This window comes from Aliiroseovarius zhejiangensis (assembly GCF_014656375.1).
Taxonomy (GTDB): Bacteria; Pseudomonadota; Alphaproteobacteria; order Rhodobacterales; family Rhodobacteraceae; genus Aliiroseovarius; species Aliiroseovarius zhejiangensis.
This window is the reverse complement of record NZ_BNCH01000003.1, coordinates 152,914-174,726: the sequence shown is the minus strand read 5'-3', so window position 1 is coordinate 174,726 and position 21,813 is coordinate 152,914. Positions and strand designations below refer to the sequence as shown.

General features: G+C 62.0%; 21 protein-coding genes. 10 read left to right on the top strand and 11 right to left on the bottom strand.

Annotation, left to right across the window (positions count from 1 at the left end):
• Positions 1–2: 2 nt before the first annotated feature.
• Positions 3–458 (bottom strand): low molecular weight protein-tyrosine-phosphatase, encoded by a 456-nt coding sequence (locus tag IE188_RS08745; RefSeq protein ID WP_191286106.1) that lies wholly within the window; start codon positions 456–458, stop codon positions 3–5.
• A 31-nt stretch (positions 459–489) separates the two neighbouring features.
• Positions 490–789 (bottom strand): YdeI/OmpD-associated family protein, encoded by a 300-nt coding sequence (locus IE188_RS08740; protein WP_229836661.1) that lies wholly within the window; start codon positions 787–789, stop codon positions 490–492.
• Positions 790–851: 62 nt separating this feature from the next.
• On the opposite strand from IE188_RS08740, the gene IE188_RS08735 reads away from it, so the two are divergent.
• Together IE188_RS08735 and IE188_RS08730 are read left to right on the top strand one after the other, a co-directional pair.
• Entirely contained in the window at positions 852–1,502 is a 651-nt protein-coding gene (locus tag IE188_RS08735; protein WP_191286105.1) for a winged helix-turn-helix transcriptional regulator, read from the top strand.
• Positions 1,499–2,194 carry an NAD-dependent deacylase gene (locus IE188_RS08730; protein ID WP_191286104.1) on the top strand — a complete coding sequence of 232 codons (696 nt, stop codon included), beginning with the start codon at positions 1,499–1,501 and terminating at the stop codon, positions 2,192–2,194. Before IE188_RS08735 ends, IE188_RS08730 begins: the two co-directional genes overlap by 4 nt.
• Before the next feature lie 55 nt (positions 2,195–2,249).
• On the opposite strand, the gene IE188_RS08725 is transcribed toward IE188_RS08730, so the two are convergent.
• From IE188_RS08725 to meaB, 5 genes are all read right to left on the bottom strand, one after another.
• Positions 2,250–2,780, bottom strand: a complete 531-nt coding sequence (locus IE188_RS08725; protein ID WP_229836658.1) for a copper chaperone PCu(A)C — start codon at positions 2,778–2,780, stop codon at positions 2,250–2,252.
• Positions 2,781–2,826: 46 nt separating this feature from the next.
• Positions 2,827–3,174 (bottom strand): hypothetical protein, encoded by a 348-nt coding sequence (locus tag IE188_RS08720; RefSeq protein ID WP_191286103.1) that lies wholly within the window; start codon positions 3,172–3,174, stop codon positions 2,827–2,829.
• A gap of 130 nt (positions 3,175–3,304) precedes the next feature.
• The gene (gene rpmB, locus IE188_RS08715) at positions 3,305–3,592 is read right to left on the bottom strand and encodes a 50S ribosomal protein L28 (protein ID WP_191286102.1); all 288 of its coding nucleotides are present in this window, start codon (positions 3,590–3,592) and stop codon (positions 3,305–3,307) included.
• A gap of 308 nt (positions 3,593–3,900) precedes the next feature.
• A complete protein-coding gene (locus IE188_RS08710) occupies positions 3,901–5,730 on the bottom strand; it encodes an ABC transporter ATP-binding protein (protein WP_191286101.1) in 1,830 nt (609 codons plus the stop codon).
• Positions 5,731–5,987: 257 nt separating this feature from the next.
• Complete coding sequence (gene meaB / locus IE188_RS08705; protein WP_191286100.1) at positions 5,988–6,974, bottom strand: methylmalonyl Co-A mutase-associated GTPase MeaB; 987 nt, start codon at positions 6,972–6,974, stop codon at positions 5,988–5,990.
• A 113-nt stretch (positions 6,975–7,087) separates the two neighbouring features.
• On the opposite strand from meaB, the gene hrpB reads away from it, so the two are divergent.
• The 3 genes from hrpB to IE188_RS08690 all read left to right on the top strand — a co-directional run bounded on the left by hrpB (position 7,088) and on the right by IE188_RS08690 (position 11,814).
• Positions 7,088–9,541 (top strand): ATP-dependent helicase HrpB, encoded by a 2,454-nt coding sequence (gene hrpB, locus IE188_RS08700; protein ID WP_191286099.1) that lies wholly within the window; start codon positions 7,088–7,090, stop codon positions 9,539–9,541.
• A complete protein-coding gene (locus IE188_RS08695; protein WP_308442444.1) occupies positions 9,441–10,124 on the top strand; it encodes an NUDIX hydrolase in 684 nt (227 codons plus the stop codon). The genes hrpB and IE188_RS08695 overlap by 101 nt, the downstream gene beginning before the upstream one ends.
• Positions 10,125–10,332: 208 nt before the next feature.
• On the top strand, positions 10,333–11,814 hold the full coding sequence (locus tag IE188_RS08690; protein WP_191286097.1) for an inorganic phosphate transporter: 1,482 nt from the start codon (positions 10,333–10,335) through the stop codon (positions 11,812–11,814).
• A gap of 94 nt (positions 11,815–11,908) precedes the next feature.
• On the opposite strand, the gene argF is transcribed toward IE188_RS08690, so the two are convergent.
• Complete coding sequence (gene argF / locus IE188_RS08685; RefSeq protein WP_191286096.1) at positions 11,909–12,835, bottom strand: ornithine carbamoyltransferase; 927 nt, start codon at positions 12,833–12,835, stop codon at positions 11,909–11,911.
• The gene (locus IE188_RS08680) at positions 12,832–14,016 is read right to left on the bottom strand and encodes an aspartate aminotransferase family protein (RefSeq protein ID WP_191286095.1); all 1,185 of its coding nucleotides are present in this window, start codon (positions 14,014–14,016) and stop codon (positions 12,832–12,834) included. The genes argF and IE188_RS08680 overlap by 4 nt, the downstream gene beginning before the upstream one ends.
• A 235-nt stretch (positions 14,017–14,251) precedes the next feature.
• On the opposite strand from IE188_RS08680, the gene IE188_RS08675 reads away from it, so the two are divergent.
• From IE188_RS08675 to IE188_RS08655, 5 genes are all read left to right on the top strand, one after another.
• Positions 14,252–15,142 carry a DMT family transporter gene (locus IE188_RS08675; RefSeq protein ID WP_191286094.1) on the top strand — a complete coding sequence of 297 codons (891 nt, stop codon included), beginning with the start codon at positions 14,252–14,254 and terminating at the stop codon, positions 15,140–15,142.
• Between the two features lie 108 nt (positions 15,143–15,250).
• A complete protein-coding gene (locus IE188_RS08670; protein WP_191286093.1) occupies positions 15,251–15,823 on the top strand; it encodes a GcrA family cell cycle regulator in 573 nt (190 codons plus the stop codon).
• Positions 15,824–15,938: 115 nt separating this feature from the next.
• Positions 15,939–17,312, top strand: a complete 1,374-nt coding sequence (gene rimO / locus IE188_RS08665; RefSeq protein ID WP_229836655.1) for a 30S ribosomal protein S12 methylthiotransferase RimO — start codon at positions 15,939–15,941, stop codon at positions 17,310–17,312.
• Positions 17,313–17,376: 64 nt separating this feature from the next.
• Positions 17,377–17,643 (top strand): DUF4864 domain-containing protein, encoded by a 267-nt coding sequence (locus tag IE188_RS08660; RefSeq protein ID WP_229836652.1) that lies wholly within the window; start codon positions 17,377–17,379, stop codon positions 17,641–17,643.
• Between the two features lie 81 nt (positions 17,644–17,724).
• Positions 17,725–18,150 carry a GFA family protein gene (locus IE188_RS08655; protein WP_191286092.1) on the top strand — a complete coding sequence of 142 codons (426 nt, stop codon included), beginning with the start codon at positions 17,725–17,727 and terminating at the stop codon, positions 18,148–18,150.
• A gap of 34 nt (positions 18,151–18,184) precedes the next feature.
• On the opposite strand, the gene IE188_RS08650 is transcribed toward IE188_RS08655, so the two are convergent.
• Positions 18,185–18,481, bottom strand: a complete 297-nt coding sequence (locus tag IE188_RS08650) for a hypothetical protein (protein WP_191286091.1) — start codon at positions 18,479–18,481, stop codon at positions 18,185–18,187.
• A gap of 84 nt (positions 18,482–18,565) precedes the next feature.
• Positions 18,566–21,796: a carbamoyl-phosphate synthase large subunit gene (gene carB, locus IE188_RS08645; protein WP_191286090.1), complete on the bottom strand. Its 3,231-nt coding sequence runs from the start codon at positions 21,794–21,796 to the stop codon at positions 18,566–18,568.
• Positions 21,797–21,813: the final 17 nt, after the last annotated feature.

The following is a 21,813-nucleotide window of genomic DNA, read 5'->3' as shown; positions in this document are numbered from 1 at the left end:
ACTTAGGTCAAAGTCGCAATCAAACCCCGCGCGGCGGCCTCGACGATGTCCAGAGTTTGATCGAAATCCCGGGTGTAATAGGGGTCCGGCACCTGGTCCTGTCCCAACTCCGGTGCGAAATTGGTGAACAGAACCACCCGCGCGTGCTCCCCGTCTGGCCACATCTGCTCCAGAGCGGCCTTGTTGTTGTCATCCATCGCCACAATCAGATCGAACCGGGTGAAATCCGCACGACACACCTGACGGGCGCGCAAAGCTGACAGGTCATAGCCGCGCTTTTGCGCAGCCTTCTGCATCGGGCCATAGGGCGGATCACCGACATGCCAATCAGACGTGCCCGCGCTGTCAATCTGCAACGCCAATGACGGATGATCACCCGCCAAGTCACGCAACACGGCCTCGGCGGTGGGCGACCGGCAGATATTGCCCAGACAGACGAACAGAATGCGATGGGTCACGGCATCGTCCTTGAGGCACGATCGCGGTCCGTCACGCTTGCCCTTTCCGCCACTGCATTTTCATGTAAAGCCGCCCACCCGCCAGCTCCTCAAGCATTTGCGCCACCCGCTTTTCACGGGTTTCGGGCCGTTTCGCACGGGCAATCCACGCCAGGTAGTCGTTGCGCTGATAGGGCGGACGCGCCTCGTAGGCGTCGCGCAGCCCGCCCGCGCGTAGTCGCGCGTCAATATCGGGCGGCATGGGTTGGATCGGTCGCTGCAATGCCATGCCATATCGTTTCATCTGCACGGGGATCACGTCAAGCCCACCCGGCTTTGCGCAAACGGGCATGGCTTTGCCCATTCGCCGCACGGCCCCTTGCAAACACCTGACAAGGTCGTCACAAGCGCGCCATGTCGCGTGTAAAACCCTATTCCATGTCCTGCCCGATCTCGCGGTCCCTTGACCTGTTGGGCAATCGCTGGGCGGTTCACGTGCTGCGCGAACTTCACGCAGGCCCGGCCAGCTTCGCCCAGATCAGGGCAGGCTTGCCCGGCATCGCTTCCAACATGCTGTCCGCGCGCCTGTCCGAACTCTGCGCCGCCGGATTGATTGCCAAATCCCACCGGCTTTACACGCTGACCGAACGCGGCCTGTCCACCCGAGCCATCCTGTTCGAACTGGCCCGCTTTGGCCGCCACCAGCCGGTTCCGGACGCTCCGGCGGACCCGGAAAACGGCGCACATCGCGCGGTCATTCTGGCCGGTGCCATTGAACGTGCCGCCGGACCACTCGATGACATCCGCGCTGAGATCCTGCTGGACGGCGAGCCATTTTCGCTGACCGTCACCGGTGGGCGCGCCGCGCTTCAGTCCGGCGCCATGCCATTGGCCCCGGTGCAGATCGCCTTTGACTGGGCAGATGTCGAAGCCGTGGCCCGTGGCGACCTGCGCGTCGCCAATTTCGCCGCCGAACGCGAGATCACCGCCGAAGACCCGCTACAGGTCGCCGCCTTGCTGGATCTGTTGCAAAAGGCGATGGACATCTATGGGGGCTTCAAGTGAGCCATATCGTCATCCTGACCGGTGCAGGCATTTCAGCCGAAAGCAGGCTGGGGACGTTTCGCGAAAAGGATGGGCTGTGGACGAAATACGACCTGAACGAGGTCGCTACACCAGAAGGCTTTGCCCGCAATCCCGATCTGGTCCACGCGTTCTATAACGCGCGCCGGGCGAACTGCCGAAATGCACAGCCGAACGCGGCACATGCGGCCTTGGCCCGCCTGCAAAAAGAACACGGCGGTCGCGTGACGATCGTAACGCAGAATGTCGACGACCTGCACGAGCGCGCTGGCGCCACCGATGTGATCCATATGCATGGCACGCTGTCCGGTGCGCTCTGTGCGGCCTGCGATCATCGCTGGACTGCGCCACTGGCCATGTCCACTGACGACCCCTGCCCCACCTGCAAGGAAATGGCCACCCGACCCGACATCGTCTGGTTTGGCGAAATGCCGTATCACATGGACGAGATTTACCATCATCTGACAGGCGCTGATTTGTTTGTCGCCATTGGCACATCCGGCAATGTCTATCCAGCCGCGGGCTTCGCCGCCGAGGCCCAATCGGCCGGTGTCGAAACGATCGAGCTTAATCTGGAGCCATCTGCCACCGCCAACAGCTTCGACACCGCGCGTTTCGGACCAGCCACCAGGATCGTGCCGCTCTGGGTTGCCGAGATTCTCGACGAAAGATGAAAAGGACCGCACCCGGAAAGGTGCGGCCCTTCACGCGCAAAAAACTGCTGCCCGATCAGTTGGTGGACGTGTTGTCCTGCTCCATCTGGCCACCCTTCATCTTGCCCTGACCCATTTTGCCATGTTGCATCCCGCCGCCCATGGGGTTGCGTTTCAGGTCAACCGGGATCTCGACTGTCATTTCACCGGCTTTTTCAAAGACGAGCGTGACGCTGATGGTCGATCCATCCTCGAAGGGTTGGTTCAACCCCATGAACATCACGTGGTCACCGCCGCGTTGGAGCGCGTGCATGCCACCCGCAGCAATGGGAAAGCCTTCTTCGACCTCCATCATCTGCATCACGCCCTCGGCGGTTTCCTTGTGGGTGTGCAGCTCGACCCGTTTTGCCACGTCTGACTTCGCAGCAATCAGGCGGTCATCCTGATCGCCATGGTTCATGATCTGGAAAAATGCCGCACCCGCCATGGCGTTCATACCCGAGGCACGGGCATAGGCATCTTCGATCGTGATGTCGCCTTCGGCAAACGCAGGAAAGGCAAGCAGCGCAGCCGTGGTGGCTGCAAGAATGGTTTTCATAGGGGACATGGTTTCGTTCCTTTGGTCCGTCGTTGCATAGATCTGAGGTGTAAAGTCAGACCTGCGCCGGAGGGCCACGGGCAGACGGGGTCAGCGTTGCGCGCCCCTGATATGAGGCGCTGCGCAAGGGCGTTATGCGGGCGACAATCCGCGCTTCGGGGCTGTGAACAACCGGAACAGCGAAAGCGGCTGCGAAAATCTGCGCCCCATCCGGGCAAAGATGCACCGATTCGATGGGTTCACCATCCGGGCCGACCAAGACGGTCACCATGCCGACACCGGTGCAAATCACCATGTCCATGGCCTTGCCCAAATCCGGACTGCTGCCGCGCGCATGGGCCAGCGTAAAACTGGCCGCGACCAGCATCAGAACCAAGACATATGCAGAAACGGCACGGATCATGGGAACAGAGCTAAGCCGTCTTTTCACCCGGCACAAGCGACAAAACGTATCAGTCCCGAACATGGAAAAACCGCCCAAAGCGGCAAGGCCAGGGCGGTTCAGGTCCGTTTGTTCCGGGTCGCGCGTGGGCTTAGGCGGATGCCAGCGCCTTGGCGACTTCTTTCTTGATCTTCAGCGCGTTGGCCGACAGCTCATCATCCTTGGCTTTCGCCAGATAAGCGTCCAGACCACCACGATGATCCACCGAACGCAGCGCGGCGGCCGAAATGCGCAGCTTGACCCCACGGCCCAGTGCTTCGGACTGCAACGTCACATCGTTCAGGTTTGGCAGAAACCGGCGGCGGGTTCTGTTCTTGGCGTGGCTGACATTGTTGCCAGTCATCGGGCCTTTTCCGGTCAGTTCGCAAACGCGCGACATGGCTCTTTCCTTGCTTTCTCGGGCCAGATTGGTGATCTTTCCGGTGCGCCCTCGCGCCGTTCACGTCCAGCCGGTCAATACAAACGGGCGCCGCACTGGCAGCGCCCCAAATTCCGTTCGCGGTAATTAGACGCCTTCCATAGGCGCGTCAAGTGAGTCTTGCCGCTTCGGACATGATTTTCCCCTGCCCGCCCAAACCCGGCTAGATGGCTTCTTCTGGCCAGAAATATCCTGGGGTGAATGCGCGCACGCGCAGAGGGGCAAGGCCCCTTCCAGGCTCACATCGTGAGCCACCGAATGCCATGGCGTCATTCCTCTCCCAGAAAACCACCCGATTGCCGATCCCAAAGCCCGGCATAGGTGCCGCCCCGGGCCAGCAGCGCGTCGTGGCTGCCGCTTTCGATGATCCGGCCCTCGTCCAGGACGACGATCCGGTCCATCTGCGCAATGGTTGACAGACGGTGCGCGATGGCAATCACGGTCTTGCCCTCCATCATTCCGTAAAGCGTCTTCTGAATGGCGGCCTCGACCTCGCTGTCCAGCGCCGATGTCGCCTCGTCCAGCACAAGGATCGGGGCATCTTTCAGCATCACCCGCGCTATCGCAATCCGCTGGCGCTGCCCGCCCGACAGTTTCACACCGCGCTCGCCCACATGCGCGTCATAGCCGCGCCGGCCCTGCGGGTCCTCCAGCGACTGGATGAACTCATGCGCTTCGGCCCGTTCGGCGGCGGCGATCATCTGCGCTTCGGTGGCCTCCGGGCGCCCATAAAGGATGTTTGCCCGCACCGAGCGGTGCAACAGGCTGCTGTCCTGCGTGACCATACCAATCTGCGCGCGCAGGCTGTCCTGTGTCACGGCGGACACGTCCTGCCCGTCAATCAGGATCCGCCCACCTTCGGGGTCGCGAAAGCGCATCAAAAGATTCACAAGGCTGGACTTGCCCGCGCCCGACCGACCCACAAGCCCGACCTTTTCCCCCGGCTGCACGGTCAGGGACACATTGTCCAATCCGCCCGATCCCTTGCCATAGTGATGCGTCAGCTTGTCGAACGTGATCTCGCCCCGGTCGATGACCAGATCCCGCGCGTCCTTGGCGTCCTGCAGCTCGTGCGCCACGGCGATGGACCGCAGGCCCTCACGGATCACGCCCATATGCTCGAACAGGCGGATTGTCACCCACATGATCCAGCCCGACATCCCGTTCAGGCGCACCACCAGCGCCGAGGCGGCGGCGACCTCGCCCACCGACACCTCGCCTTGCGTCCACAGCCAGACCGCCGCGCCCAACACGCCCACGATCAGCAGGCCGTTCAACAGGTTCAGCCCAAAGCTGAGCTCGGTCATCAGGCGCAGGAACCGCTGGAACCTGAGCCGCAACCGTTTGAGCGACGACAACGCATAGCGTTCTTCACCCGCCCCTTGCGAGAACAGCTTCACGCTTTCGATATTGGCATAAGCGTCGACGATCCGCCCCGTCACCAGAGACCTTGCATCGGACCATTTCTCGGACGCCACCGACACGCGCTTGGCGATATAGCGCACGTAAAGCACATAGAAGACCAGCCAGACGCCCAGTGGCAGCGCAAGTCGAATGTCGACCTGCCCCAGAATGACCATCGCGCTCAACACATATGTGGTGGCATAGAAGATGCCTTCGAAGAACATATAGGTGCTGTCCTCGACTGCTGGCCCAAGCTGCATCACGCGGTTGGACAGGCGTCCGGCAAAGTCGTTCTGGAAAAAGCTCAAGGACTGCCCCAGAAGATGCCGGTGTGCCCGCCAGCGCACCTGTTCCTGCATGTTGCCGGCCAGGGTTTGTTCAAGAAAGAAACGGTTCAGCGTGATCGCCAGCGGTCTGAGGAAGATGATGAACACCGCTGCGATCAGAAGTTCGACCCCATGTTCCCCCCAGAAACCTTGCGGCGTCGACAGGTTCATCAGATCGACCACCCGACCGGTATAGAAGATCAATCCGGTTTCAATCAGGGCGACCAGCACGCCGGTCAGGGCCATCCAGACCATCCATTTACGGAACGGTCCGAACTGAGACTTGAAGAAGGGCCAAAGATTATTGGGCGGCGTGCCCGCATCATGCGGGGCAAACGGGTCGACAAGATTTTCGAAAAGACGATACATGAAGGCGCTCCATGCGCTTGGAAATCAGAGATGTGATGGACGGGGCTGACGACAGCCCATCAGGACCGTGCCTACGCTCGATATAGGGTCCTAATATTGTGCATCCGGCATCTCTCCTTCATGTGCTGAGGGGACGCTACTCCAGATGTTAGCGCTGATCAACCCCTGCGTGTCGGGATGCGGCGGGCACAGGGCGCTACTCCTCGCGACAGGCCCGATCACCCCGGAATATTTCAGACCAGAAAAGGCGCCGGGGATCAGGGCTCGCCGGTGGGGCGCAGGTGGGCCAGGATGTCCTCTGCCGCACGGCTCGCCGAAAGCTTGCCCGCGGCGACCTGAGCCCCAAGCGTTTCGATTCGTGCGCGGGTGTCCTTGCGATTCAGCACCGACAGCAGACCCATACGCACGTCTTCCTCGAACCAGTGGCGTGACTGCTGGGCGCGGCGGCTGTCCCAATATCCGTTCGCACGGCGCCAGTCGATCAGTTCGCCAATTGCGGCCCAGGCATCAGCCAACCCGTCCTGCGTCACGGCAGACACGGTCATAGCCTTTGGAAAGCCTGCCGGGTCATAGGCGCGCTTGCGCAGCAATCGCAGGGCGCCTGCGTAATCCGCACAGGTGCGCATCGCGGTCTGTTTCAGATCCCCATCGGCCTTGTTGACCAGGATCAGGTCGGCGATCTCCATGATGCCACGCTTGACGCCTTGCAACTCGTCGCCACCCGCGGGGGCCAACAGAAGCAGGAACAGGTCAGACATTTCCGCGACCATGGTTTCCGATTGTCCCACGCCCACGGTTTCGATCAGCACAACGTCAAAGCCCGCCGCCTCGCACAGGGCCACGGCCTCGCGGGTGCGGCGCGCCACACCGCCCAGTTGCGATTGCGATGGCGAGGGACGGATGAAGGCGTTTTTCTCGCGGCTCAGTTGTTCCATCCGCGTCTTGTCACCCAGTATGGAACCGCCCGAGCGGGCCGAGCTGGGATCGACCGCCAGCACGGCCACTTTAAGCCCCTGCCCGATCAGGAACATGCCGAACGCTTCGATAAACGTCGACTTGCCCACGCCTGGTGTGCCTGACAGGCCGATGCGGAGGGCCTGGCGGCCCAAGGGTGCCAGTTGGTCCAGCAGCGCCCCGGCCTGCGCGCGGTGGTCGGCACGACCGCTTTCAACCAGGGTGATGGCCCGGGCCAGCGCCCGTCGCTCGCCAGATTGCACCCGCCCTGCCAGATCTTGAATATCCATGCTGCCTCCAACTTTCGGACAGTCATGCCCCGTGGGACCCGGACTGTCCAGAGCGGCGCGCTAACATCCGTACGGCCACTGGACGATATGCGCGCCACGTCCGATAAGGAGGCATGAACGACCGCCTGCCCATACATGACGCGATCCCCGACCTTCTGACCGCTTTGCGACGGGCACAGCGAGCTGTTCTGATGGCACCGCCAGGGGCCGGGAAAACCACCGTCGTGCCACTGGCCCTTCTTGACGCCGGTGTGTTCGACGGCAAGCTGGTGATGTTGGAGCCACGCCGACTGGCCGCCCGCGCCGCCGCAGAGCGCATGGCGCAAACGCTGGGCGAGCAGGTGGGTGGCACCGTCGGCTATCGCATCCGGGGCGAAGCCAAGGTCAGCACCGCCACCCGGATCGAGGTCGTGACCGAAGGCATCCTGACAAGGATGCTGCAGTCGGACCCTTCGCTCGCCGGGATCGGCGCGGTGATCTTTGACGAATTTCACGAGCGCTCGCTGAACGCTGATCTGGGTCTTGCGCTGACCTGGGAGGCGATGCAGGCCTTGCGCGACGACCTGAAACTGGTCGTGATGTCGGCGACGCTGGATGCCGAACCGGTTGCCCGGCTGCTGGATGATGCCCCCATCCTGCGCTCGGATGGGCGCGCCTTTCCGGTCGAAACCCGCCACCTGCCCGCCCCTTTGCCCAAAACCGCGCGTCTGCCCGACGCCACCGCCACCCTGGTGCGCGAAGCGCTGGCCCAAACCGAAGGCGGCGTTTTGGTGTTTTTGCCTGGCGAAGGCGAAATTCGTCGCAGCGAAGCCGCGCTGCGCCCGCATTTGCCTGACGATTGCCATCTGCACCCGTTGTTCGGCGCGATGCCGTTTGCCGCCCAGCGCGCCGCGATCGCTCCTGCCGCATCGGGCCGTAAGGTCGTGCTGGCCACCGCGATCGCCGAGACATCCCTGACCATTCAGGATATCCGCGTGGTGGTCGATGCAGGCTGGTCCCGCCGCGCGCGCTTCGATGCCGGGTCCGGCATGTCACGGCTGGTGACAGAGCGCGTATCGAAAGCCGAAGCCGAACAGCGGCGCGGGCGTGCGGGTCGCGTCGCGCCGGGCGTCTGCTATCGGCTTTGGACCAAGGGGGAAGAAGGCGGGCTGCCCCCCTTTCCACCGGCCGAGATTGAAACCGCCGATCTGGCGCCATTGGCGTTGGAGCTTGCCGCATGGGGGGCGCCGGACGGCGCGGGGCTTGCCTTCCTGACACCTCCGAACGCGGGCGTGCTGACCGAGGCGCAGGCGTTGCTGCGGTCTCTGGGTGCGCTGGATGCAACGGGGCGGATCACCACGCATGGGCGCAGACTGGTTCGCTTACCCCTGCATCCGCGTCTGGGTCATATGCTCGCCACAGCCGGACCTGACGCCGCCCCCTTGGCCGCATTGTGGGGTGAGCGCGATCCCCTTCCCCGCTCTGCCCCGGTCGATCTGTCACTCCGGCTGGAGGCGATCCGCGACCCGAAAGGATTTACCGCAAACCGGGGAATGACACCCAATCGCGGCACCATCGAACGGATCCGCACCGAAGCCAAACGCCTGCGTCGGCTGATTGACACCCCTTCGGGCGAGCTGAGCGACGCCCAGATGGCCGCGCTGGCCTATCCCGATCGCGTCGGGTTGCGTCGACCGGGTGATGCGCCGCGCTTTGTTTTGTCCGGCGGGAAAGGGGCGGTGATCGAAGACAGCGACCCCTTGGCCGCAGCGCGACTGATCGTCGTCACCGACACCGATGGCAACCCGCGCGAGGCCCGAATCCGTCAGGCGATCCGGATCAGCGAGGGTGAGTTGCGTGCGACTTTCGGGGACGAGATCGTCTGGGTTGATCACGTCGCCTGGTCCAAACGCGAAGGCCGCGTGGTGGCGCGGCGTCGGGAACGACTGGGTGCCCTTGTCTTGGATGACCGCCAGTGGAAGGACGCCCCGGCCGATGCCATGGCCCGCGCCATGCTGGACGGGGTGCGCGATCTGGGCTTGCGCCCCACGGATGCGGCACGCCGGTTCATCGCACGGGTCGAGCTTTTGCGTTTGGGCGGGGCGGATCTGCCTGACATGACCGATGACGCCCTGATGAACCAGCTCGAGGAATGGTTGCTGCCACATCTTGAGGGCGTGCGGTCTGCCGCCGACTGGAAGCGGTTCGATCCGCTGGACGCGTTGCGTGCCCGACTTGACTGGGCACAGATGTCCCTTGTCGACCACGAGGCGCCTGCCCATTTCACCACGCCGATGGGACGCCGGATCCCCATCGATTATGGCGGCGAGGTCCCGGAAATCAGCCTGCGCCTGCAAGAAATGTTCGGCACCACCCGCCACCCGATGATCGGCACTACGCCGCTGCGTGTGACCCTTCTGTCACCCGCCGGACGCCCGGTGCAAACCACCACGGACATCCCGAATTTCTGGGCGAACAGCTATCAGGATGTGCGCAAGGACATGCGCGGGCGCTATCCCAAACATCCCTGGCCCGAAGACCCGACCCAGGCCGATCCGACCCTGCGCGCCAAGCCCCGCAAGGGTTGAAACCGGTCAGATAGCGCCCAAAATCGGTGGTTCTGGCGGTCAAACTTGCAATTTAACCCACAATTACCATATCTTAACATCTACAATAAAAACTGAGCAAAGCTCCGAGAGCGCAGGTACGAAAATGTCATCATTGCTGAAACAGGCCTGGGAAGAGGTCGTCGCCCCCATGTTCCAACGCCCCAACCGGGTGCAGGTCGCCGCGTTGTGCTATCGCGGGACAGGCGACGACAAAGAAGTGTTGTTGGTGACGTCGCGCGGCACTGGCCGCTGGATCCTGCCCAAAGGTTGGCCGATGGATGGCAAAAATGCAGCAGAAGCCGCCCGGCAAGAAGCATGGGAAGAAGCCGGCGTCGCCAAGGGCCAGCTGGATCATGCCCCGATCGGCGCGTTCGAATCTGAAAAAGAAATGGATTTTGGTGGGATCGCCCGTTGCACGACCACCGTCTTCCCGCTGAAGGTGGAAAAACTGGCCGATGATTTTCCCGAAGCCGACGAACGTACCCGCACTTGGGTTCCGGCGGAACAGGCGGCTGATATGGTCAAGGAAAGGGAACTGCAAAAGATCTTGCAGGAATTCTGACCGCTCCCTTTGCATCGCCACCCCTGCCTCTGCGGGCATGGCCTGACCACCGGGTCAGCTGGCCGAAGCGGTCGGATCACACTTCCCCGTCTCGCGCCGCGCAACAGCCCGAATCTGTTGCAATCATGGTCCTGACAGTCTAGCGCAGGCGCTGAACTGCAACGGTCGTCATCTGGCCGTGTCAGAACACAGAGCCAGGGGGCCAAGGATGGGCGCAGAAAAACGCGGCAGCCAGTGGAAGACGCTGGACAAGGATCTGAACCGGATCAGCCAGGTTGAATACGCCACACAATATGTTTCGCGCCCGCTGGTCGGCATGGGGATCGCCCTTGCATTTATTGTTATCGCCGCGCTGGGCGCTGCCGTGTTCTTCGGCCAGTCCCCAACCTCTCTGGTCGTCGTGACCGCCGCTGCTTTCGGAGCCTACATGGCGCTGAACATCGGGGCGAATGACGTGGCCAACAACATGGGGCCGGCGGTCGGCGCGAATGCGCTGACCATGGGGGGCGCCATCATCATCGCGATCATCTGTGAAAGCGCAGGCGCGCTTCTGGCAGGGGGGGACGTGGTCTCGACCATCTCGAAAGGGATCATCGACCCCACGGGCTTTGACCAAAGCCGTGTCTTTGTCTGGGCCATGATGGCGGCGCTGATCTCGTCGGCGCTGTGGGTGAACCTTGCCACCTGGATCGGCGCGCCCGTGTCCACCACCCATTCGGTCGTGGGTGGCGTGATGGGGGCAGGCATTGCCGCTGCGGGGTTTTCCGCGGTCAGTTGGGGCACGATGGGCAAGATTGCTGCCTCCTGGGTCATCTCGCCCGTGCTGGGCGGCGCAATCGCCGCGCTGTTCCTGGCGTTGATCAAGCACAAGATTATCTATCAGGAAGATAAGATTGCCGCGGCGAAACGCTGGGTGCCGGTGCTGATCGGCATCATGGCCGCTGCGTTCGGCGCCTATCTGTCGATCAAGGGTCTGAAGAAGGTCGTGAAGATCGATATTGGCACCGCGCTTTTGATCGGTGCCGGTATCGGCGCGGTCGCCTATTTCGTCACCGCCCCGTTGATCGCCCGCCAAGCCCGGGGGCTCGAGAACCGAACCAAGTCCCTGAAGGCGCTGTTTGCCCTGCCGCTGATCTTCTCGGCGGCTCTGCTTTCCTTTGCCCATGGCGCCAATGACGTGGCCAACGCGGTTGGCCCGCTCGCCGCCATCGTGCATGTGGAAAGCGTGGGCGACTTTGCTGACAAGGTCTCGATCCCGACCTGGGTCATGGTGATCGGAGCGTTCGGCATCAGCTTTGGCCTGATGCTGTTTGGCCCGAAATTGATCCGCATGGTGGGCAGCCAGATCACCAAGCTGAACCCGATGCGCGCCTATTGCGTGGCCCTGTCCGCCGCCATCACCGTGATCGTGGCAAGCTGGCTGGGCCTGCCCGTCAGCTCGACCCATATCGCGGTGGGGGGCGTCTTCGGCGTCGGCTTTTATCGCGAATACCACATGGAGCGCCGCCTGCGCCGCTCATCGGCCGCCCGCCCCCAGGTCAAACGCATCGCGCCCGAGGAACGCCGCCGCCGCAAACTGGTGCGCCGGTCACACTTCATGACCATCGTGGCAGCCTGGGTGATCACCGTCCCCGCCGCAGCTCTGATGTCGGGGGTGATCTTCTACGTGCTGAACGCCATCGTCTCCTGAGACGGTCCCACGCCGCCCGGCTTCTTCTGGCCCCAAATATCCTGGGGTAGGTGCCACGCGCCCCCGCGTGGCACCGCAGGGGCAACGCCCCTGATCACGCCCCCAGACACCAGCGCATGATTGCCTTCTGCGCGTGAAGCCGGTTTTCAGCCTCGTCAAAGATCACCGATTGCGGACCGTCCATCACGGTGTTCGTGACTTCCTCGTCCCGGTGGGCAGGCAGGCAATGCATGAACAAGGCGTCCGGCTTGGCATGGGCCATCAATTCGTCGTTGATCTGATAGGGGCGCAACAGGTTGTGCCGCCGCTCGCGCGCCGAGGGCGCATCATGCATCGAAACCCAGGTGTCCGCCACCACAAGGTCAGCCCCCTCGACCGCTTGCGCCGGGTCGCGCACGATCTCGATCTTCGCCCCCTTGGCACGCGCCTCGTCGACGAATTTCTGCTCCGGGTCCAGCACTTCCGGCCCGGTGAAGGTCACGTCAAAACTAAACTGCCCGGCTGCATGCAGGAAGGACGCACAAACATTGTTGCCATCGCCCGCCCAGACCACCTTCCTCCCGGCAATCGACCCGCGATGCTCTTCAAAGGTCAGGATATCGGCCATGATCTGGCAGGGGTGCGAGCGGTTGGTCAGCCCGTTGATCACCGGCACATCGGCATATTCCGCCATTTCCAGCAGCGTCGCTTCCTCGAACGTGCGGATCATGATCATGTCGACATAGCGGCTCAGCACGCGGGCCGTATCGGCCACCGTCTCGCCATGGCCCAGCTGCATCTCGGAGCCGGACAGGACCATCGTCTGCCCGCCCATCTGGCGCACGCCTACGTCAAAGCTGACTCGCGTCCGGGTCGACGGCTTCTCGAAGATCAGCGCAACCATATGGTCCTTGAGGGGCTGTTCTTCGTCCAGCGCTCCTTTCGGTTTCCCTGCGCGGGCCTGTTTGATCCGGGTGGCCTCAGCGATCATGCCGGTCAGATCGGCGGTGTCGGTGGTGTTGATATCCAGGAAATGTCTCATTTGCTCTGGCCCTCCACAGCCTTTGCAGCGGTTTCAAGGCGCGTGACGGCCTCGGAAATGTCTTCGTCTTCGATGGTCAGGGCGGGCAGGATGCGCAGCACGTTGTCGCCCGCCGGCACGCATAACAGCCGGGCGTCATAGCATTTGGCCAGCACATCCGTGTTCAGCGCCTTGCATTTCAAGCCCAGCATCAGCCCCGAGCCGCGTACCGCCTCGAACACGTCCGGATGTGCGGCGACCAACCCTTCCAGCTTCTGGCGCAGACGCCCGGCCTTGCGGCTGACCGTATCGAGAAATGCGGGGTCTGATACAATCTCGACAACCCTGGCCCCGATGGCACAGGCTAGCGGGTTGCCGCCATAGGTCGAGCCATGCGTACCAGCAACCATGCCTGAGGCTGCGTCTTCCGTCGCCAGGACCGCGCCAAGCGGGAACCCCCCGCCGATGCCTTTGGCGACCATCATGATGTCGGGGGTGACGCCGGAATACTCATGCGCAAACAGCTTGCCCGTCCGGCCCATGCCGCATTGGACCTCGTCAAAGATCAGAAGGGCGCCGGCCTGATCACAGGCTGCGCGGATCGCTTTCAACTCGTCATCCGGCACAGGGCGGATGCCACCCTCGCCCTGCACGGGTTCGATGATCACGGCCGCCACGTCACCTTCGGACAGCGCATTGGTCAACCCATCCAGATCGCCAAACGGCAGATGGGTGAAACCGGGCAGAAGCGGGCCGAACCCCTTGGTCAGCTTCTCGCCCCCAGCCGCCGCGATCCCGGCGGACGAACGGCCATGAAACGACCCATCGAAGCCGATGATGCGCGTCCGGTTCGGCTGGCCTTTGTCATGCCAATACTTGCGCGCCATCTTCACCGCCAGCTCACAAGCCTCGGTCCCCGAATTGGTGAAGAACGCAGTGTCGGCAAAGGTCAGATCGACCAGCATATCCGCCAGCTTCTGTTGCTCGGGTATGGTGTAGAGGTTCGATACATGCCAGAGCTTCTGCGCCTGCCGCGTCAGCACATCGACCAGCGCCGGGTGTGTATGGCCCAAGGCGTTCACCGCAATTCCCGCGCCCAGGTCCAGATATCGCTCTCCCCTGTCGGTCACAAGCCAGCTGCCCTGACCGTGCTCGAACGCAAGATCAACACGGTTATAGGTCGGAAGAAGCGACGGGATCATGTCGGTATCCTTTATAAAAGAAGCCCTTGGGTGCCGTATGGCGGGCCTCGAGTCAACATTTTCGGAACGGGTGCGCGTCAGGGCGCAGGATCAAACGAAACAGGGACGTCAGGCGCGAAGGCGTCGGCGTCGGGTGTCAGCGATATGCGTGCGTTTGATCATGGGGCGGGCTTACGCGAAGGAAACCCGCCTGTCCACCCTTTTCAGAGTGCGGACAAACCCTTAAGCGGTAAGGATGGAAACGCGTCTTGCCCCTGCCCCGCACCCCCCGTTGGCCGCCGCAGGCTTTATGCTGCTGGCCGCCGCGCTGATTGCCGGCACCACGCTGATGGCCAAACTGGTCGGGCGCCCGACCTTGGGCGAGCCGTTGCACCCCTTGCAGATCAGCCACGGGCGGTTTCTGTTTGCGTTTCTGGCGATAAGCCTTGTGGTGGCGATCAAACGCCCCATGCTGCACAGCCGCAACCTGCCACTGCACATTGCGCGATCGGTGTCCGGCTGGGCCGGCATTTCGCTGATGTTCGCGGCGGTGGCCTTCATACCGCTGGCCGATGCAACAGCGATCAGCTTTCTGAACCCGGTCTTTGCAATGCTTCTGGCGATCCCGCTGCTGGGCGAGCGGGTCGGGCCATGGCGCTGGATCGCGGCGGCGATCGCACTGGTCGGTGCGGTGGTGCTGATCCGCCCCGGCGCGGGCAGCTTCCACCCCGCCGCGCTTCTGGCGCTTGCGGCGGCAATGGTCATGGGGTTCGAGATCACTCTGATCAAAAGCCTGACCGGACGCGAGGCGCCGCTGCAGATCCTTTGGATCAACAACGGCATCGGGCTGACGGTGGCGACTTTGGCCGTGGTCTGGGTCTGGGCGCCTCCTACCGCTGCACAATGGGCTGCACTGGCAGCATTGGGCGGCATGATGGCGCTGGCGCAAACCTGCTTCATTCAGGCCATGAAGCGCGCGGATGCAAGTTTCGCCGTGCCCTTTTCCTATGCCACGCTGGTCTTTGCGGGGCTCTATGATTTCGGCGCATTCGGGGTCATCCCGGCCCCCTCCAGCCTTGCCGGTGCGGCGATCATCATTGCAGGCGGTGTGCTTCTGATCTGGCGTGAAGGTCGTCAGGCCCGATGAAACCGCTTCTGCGCTTGTATCCCCCGGCGCTATGACTAAAATAGCCGCTTGTGAATTTACGGGCCGCCCAGTCGATATCGGGCGCCCACCCCAAACACGGGAAGAACTATGTCCTGGACCGACGAGCGCGTTGAAATCCTGAAAAAGATGTGGGGCGAGGGGCAATCTGCCTCGGTCATCGCAAAAGAACTGGGTGGCGTCACCCGAAATGCGGTGATCGGCAAGGTGCATCGCCTTGGATTGTCGAACCGGTCCGGCGGTGGGTCGAAAGCCCCGGCCAAGGACAAAGCCGCGCCGAAAGCGGCGGCCAAGCCCAAGCCCGCACCGAAAAAAGCGACCCCGAAGAAAGAACCGGAGCCCGCCGCCAAACCGGCTGCCGAAGCCAAGCCGATCCCGGCGCGCAAGCAGATCATCCCGGCGGGCCAGCCCCTGCCCCCGCAGCCCTCGGCCAACGAAATCAGCCCCGAGGCGCTGGCCTCGGTGCGCGAGGTTGAAAAGGGCGCGAAGAAACTGAACCTGATGGAACTGACCGAGCGGACTTGCAAATGGCCCATCGGCGACCCGGCCACGGATGATTTCTGGTTCTGCGGCTTGCCCGTGCAACAAGGCAAACCCTATTGCGAGGCCCATGTTGGCGTAGCGTTCCAGCCGATGTCCTCGCGGCGTGACCGGAAGCGGTAAGCCGGACCAGTCAAAAATTTCAAAGCGCGCCGGACCGGGCGCGCTTTTTTCGTGTGGTCCACCACCCCTTCCCATGGTGGCGACGGCAAGCTATATGCCCGCCATGACAAATCCAGTGAACCCGCCCAACTTACGGCCTGACCTTGCCCCGAAAGCCCGGTTTTCCGAACCAAAGCGCGATGGTCAGCCCACCATCGGCATGGTCAGCCTTGGCTGCCCCAAGGCCTTGGTCGACAGCGAACGCATCCTGACCCGCCTGCGCGCCGAAGGCTATGCGATCAGCCCGGACTACACCGGCGCAGACGCGGTGATCGTGAACACCTGCGGGTTTCTGGACTCAGCCAAGGCTGAAAGCCTGGAAGCCATCGGCGAGGCGTTGAGCGAAAACGGCCGTGTGATCGTCACCGGCTGTCTGGGCGCGGAAGAGGATTATGTCCGCGGCACCCACCCCAGCGTTCTGGCCGTCACCGGCCCGCATCAATATGAACAGGTGCTGGACGCGGTGCATGGCGCCGTGCCGCCCAGCCCCGACCCCTTTGTCGACCTGCTGCCGGCCTCGGGCGTGAAACTGACCCCGCGCCACTACAGCTATCTGAAGATTTCCGAGGGCTGCAATCACAAGTGCAAGTTCTGCATCATCCCCGACATGCGCGGCAAACTTGTCAGCCGCCCGGCCCACGCGGTGATCCGCGAGGCGGAAAAGCTGGTCGAGGCGGGCGTGAAAGAGCTTCTGGTGATCAGCCAAGACACGTCGGCCTATGGTGTCGACATCAAACATGCCGAAGACCGGGGCCACCGCGCCCATATCACCGACCTTGCCCGCGACCTTGGGTCGCTTGGGGCGTGGATCAGGTTGCACTATGTCTATCCCTATCCCCATGTGCGCCAGTTGATCCCGTTGATGACCGAAGGCCTGATCCTGCCCTATCTGGACATCCCGTTCCAACACGCCCACCCCGACACGTTAAAACGCATGGCCCGCCCGGCAGCGGCATCCAAAACGCTGGACGAGATTGCAGCCTGGCGCGCCGATTGCCCCGACATCACCCTGCGTTCAACCTTCATCGTCGGCTATCCCGGCGAAACCGAAGAGGAGTTTCAGACGCTTCTGGACTGGATGGACGAAGCCCAACTGGATCGCGTCGGCTGCTTCCAATACGAAAACGTCGACGGCGCGCGATCAAACGACCTGCCCGACCACGTCCCCGCCGAGGTCAAACAAGACCGCTGGAACCGGTTCATGGAAAAAGCGCAAGCGATTTCAGAAGCCAAGCTGGCGGCAAAGGTGGGTCAGGTGATGGACGTGATCGTGGACGACATCGACGCAGACGGCATCGCCACCTGCCGCACCAAAGCGGATGCCCCCGAGATCGACGGAAACCTGTTCATTGATGAAGGGACAGAGGGGCTGGCGGTGGGCGAGATCGTGCCCGTCGAAGTGGACGAAGCGGGCGAGTACGACTTGTGGGGTCGGCTGCGAACCGCCTGACACGCTACAAAATCCGATCCAAACATCGCTTTTTCGCTTATCATTCGTAAGTGAGGAGGTACTGATGATGCGACTGCTTGCGTTCACCCTTACCCTCGCGATGCTGTTCAGCGTTGCGGCAAAGGCTCAGGATCGGTCGATCGAAGACGTGATCAACCTGCAAATCGAGGCGTTTGAAACGGACGACATCGCCACGGCCTTCACCTTTGCATCCCCCAATATCCAAGCCATTTTCGGCACCGCCGAACAATTTGCCGATATGGTGCAGGTCGATGGGCAGTGGCGGATCAACGGGGTCTACAGGGTGGATGCACCCGGCCTGAACGCCTAGTCTGATTGACGCGCGTCAAAGCGGCAATGAGCGGTTTGATCCATAGTGAACGCGCGCTCGTGTCCATTAAGGAGATTCTGCATGGAACATCCCGTAACCTTGTCTGGAAAATGCCTGTGCGGCGCGGTCACGTTTCACGCCACGGCGAAGGATCCTTCCATCGGAGCGTGTCACTGCGAGATGTGCCGGCGTTGGTCCTCGGGTCCGTTCTTTGAAATCACATGCCAGAACGTCGATTTCAAAGGGGCTGACAATATCACCACCATCCGGTCCTCGGATTGGGCGGAACGTGGCTTTTGCAATAGATGCGGTTCCAACCTGTTCTATCGCATCCTGGAAACGGACGAATACCAGATGTCAGCAGGTCTGTTGAACGACACGACGAACATGAGCCTGACCTTGCAGGTCTTCACGGACAGCAAGCCACATTACTACACGCTCGCCGACAAGACCCAGATGATGACGGGTGCCGAAGTCTTCGAAATGTACGCCCCACCCGAAACCTAGACAGATGCCACACCACGTGCGGCGTGGAGCATGCCTATTCCCTACTCACACTAAACAGCACCCAGCCGTCGATCCGGGCGACCTCTACGCCGCCGGTATCCACCTGGAACACGCCAAGCCCTTCGTAGTCTTCCGGGCAGGCCACAAGGTCGGCGGTGTGGTCAAGATATTCGACGGTGGCCGCGCTTTCGCCGACGCGGCGGCATTGGTCGCCATCGGCGCGGTAGCCGTCGCCAAACAGGGGCAGCGTGGTTGTGGTTTGGGTGGTGGTCGTCTTGGTATCGCAGGCCGTCAGCAGGCCAAGGGCGATCAGGGGCAGAATCTGTTTCATCGGGGGCTCCTTCTGGATTTCCCCGAGTATATCACAGGTTGAACCAAGGGGCGGCAATTCCTTACCGCCCCTGGCTTTGACCGCTCACGCACTTTGCAGCGGCCTGACCTCGATCTCGCGCTCGGTGCGGGCCTTCATCGCACGCACGGCGGCATGGCTGGCGGCGAGCGTGGTGAAGTATGGGATCTTGTCCATCAACGCGACATTGCGCATTTCCCGCGAGTCATTCACCGACTGGGTGCCCTCGGTCGTGTTCAGAACCAGTTGAACCTCGCCATCCTTCATCCGGTCGATGATGTTGCGGCCCGGTTCATAGTTCTTGTTGACGGTTTCGGTCTCGACCCCGTTTTCAGACAGGAACGCCGCGGTGCCACGGGTGGCAAGGATATTGAAACCCTGTTCTATCAACAGCTTGGCTGTTTCGACCAACTGTTTACTCTTGTCGCCATCCTTGATCGACAAAAACACGTTGCCCGCAGTGGGCAGCATGGTGCCTGCCCCAAGCTGGGCTTTCAGAAACGCCATGGCAAAGCTTTTGTCCGCGCCCATCACCTCGCCGGTGGATCGCATTTCCGGGCCAAGGATCGTGTCGACACCGGGGAAACGGGCAAAGGGCAGCACGGCTTCCTTGACGGCGAAGCTGTCGATTGCGGGATCAACCAGATCGAAGGCATCCAGCTTTTCGCCCGCCATGACACGTGCCGCGATCGAGGCGATCGGCGACAGGACGGCCTTGGCGACGAAGGGCACGGTGCGCGATGCGCGGGGGTTTACCTCGATCAAGTAGATCTCGTCGTCCTTGACGGCGAACTGCACGTTCATCAGGCCCACAACGTTCAGCGCCAAAGCCAATTCGCGCGACTGGCGGCGCAGTTCGGCAATGATATCGTCAGACAGCGAATAAGGCGGCAGCGAACAGGCGCTGTCGCCCGAGTGCACGCCGGCCTCTTCAATATGCTGCATGATGCCGGCGACATGGACGTTTTCGCCATCGGACAACGCATCCACATCAACCTCGACCGCGCCGGACAGATAGCTGTCCAACAGGACCGGGCTGTCGCCCGACACCACCACGGCTTCGGCGATGTAACGTTCCAGTTGCGCCATATCACGCACGATCTCCATCGCGCGGCCACCCAGAACATAGGACGGGCGGATCACCAGCGGGAAGCCGATATCTTCAGCAATCGCAAGAGCTTCCGCATCGGTCGAGGCAATGCCGTTCTTCGGTTGTTTCAGGCCCAACTGGTTGACCAGTGCCTGGAACCGCTCGCGGTCTTCGGCCAGGTCGATCGCATCGGGGGTCGTGCCGAGGATCGGAATGCCTTCGGCTTCAAGCGCATTGGCAAGTTTCAGGGGGGTCTGACCGCCAAATTGGACGATCACGCCATGCAGCGTGCCGTTTTCCTGTTCCTTCGTCAGGATCTCCATCACATGCTCAAACGTCAGCGGTTCGAAATACAGCCGGTCCGACGTGTCATAGTCGGTTGAGACCGTTTCCGGGTTGCAGTTGATCATGATGGTTTCATAGCCCGCATCGGTCAGAGCAAAACAGGCGTGACAGCAGCAGTAATCGAACTCGATCCCCTGCCCGATCCGGTTCGGGCCACCGCCCAGAATGACGACCTTCTTGCGGTCGCTGGGCCGCGCTTCGCATTCAACCTCGCCCATCATCGGGGCTTCATAAGTGGAGTACATATAGGGAGTTTGCGCTTCAAACTCGGCGGCACAGGTGTCGATGCGTTTGAACACGGCGTCCACACCCACCTTGCGGCGCGCGCCCCGCACATCGCTTTCCTTGAAGCCCGTCAGCTTGGCCAGCCGCGCATCGGTGAAGCCCATCATCTTGAGCTTGCGCAGACCAGCCTCGTCCGACGGCAGGCCGTTTTCACGGACATGGGTTTCAGCGTCGATGATTTCGCGGATGCGGGCCAGGAACCACGGATCATAGGCGGTGCAGGCCTGAATATCCGCGTCCGACATGCCAAAGCGCATCGCCTGCGCGATTTTCAGGATGCGATCTGGGCGCTGCTCGGAAATCGCCTTGATGATCGCGGCCTGATCGGGCGCACCGGGGATGTCGATCTCGTCAAAGCCGGTCAGCCCGGTTTCCATCGACGCCAACGCCTTTTGCAGGCTTTCGTGGATGGTGCGGCCGATCGACATGACCTCGCCCACCGATTTCATCGCGGTGGTCAGTTCAGGCTTGGCGCCGGGAAATTTCTCGAATGCAAAGCGCGGGATCTTGGTCACGACATAGTCGATGGTCGGCTCGAACGAGGCGGGCGTCACCTTGGTAATGTCGTTGTCCAACTCGTCCAGCGTATAGCCAACGGCCAGTTTAGCAGCGATCTTGGCAATCGGGAAGCCGGTCGCCTTCGATGCCAACGCGGACGAGCGGCTGACACGCGGGTTCATCTCGATCACCACCATGCGGCCATCTTCTGGGTTTACCGCCCATTGAACGTTCGACCCGCCGGTTTCCACGCCAATCTCGCGCAGCACGTTGATCGAATGGGTGCGCATCAGCTGGTATTCCTTGTCGGTCAAGGTCAGCGCAGGCGCCACAGTGATTGAATCACCGGTATGCACCCCCATCGGGTCCACATTTTCAATCGAACAGACGATGATCGCATTGTCGGCGGTGTCGCGCACCACCTCCATTTCGTATTCTTTCCAGCCCAACAGGCTTTCGTCGATCAGGATCTGGCTGACCGGCGAGGCATCCAGCCCGGTGCGGCAGTAATGCTCGTATTCTTCGCGGTTATAAGCGACGCCACCGCCGGTGCCGCCCAAGGTGAAGGCGGGGCGAATGATCGCCGGCAGGCCAATTTCCGGCAGCGCCTTCATGCATTCTTCCATCGTATTGGCGATGGTGGCGCGGGGGTTTTCGATGCCCAGCCGGTCCATCGCTTCGCGGAACAGCTTGCGGTCCTCGGCCATCTCGATGGCGTCGCGTTTGGCGCCGATCAGCTCGACATTGAACTTGTCCAGCACGCCCATGTCATCCAGCTTCAACGCCGTGTTCAACCCGGTCTGCCCGCCCATGGTGGGCAAAAGCGCGTCGGGACGCTCTTTCTCGATGATCTTGGCGACAACATCTGCTGTGATCGGCTCGATATAGGTGGCGTCGGCCATGTCCGGGTCGGTCATGATCGTTGCGGGGTTCGAGTTGACCAGGATCACCCGATACCCTTCTTCGCGCAGCGCCTTGCAGGCCTGAGCCCCGGAATAGTCAAATTCGCACGCCTGCCCGATAATGATCGGCCCCGCCCCGATGATCATGATTGAGTTGATATCGGTTCTTTTCGGCATGATGACCCCCATCGGCA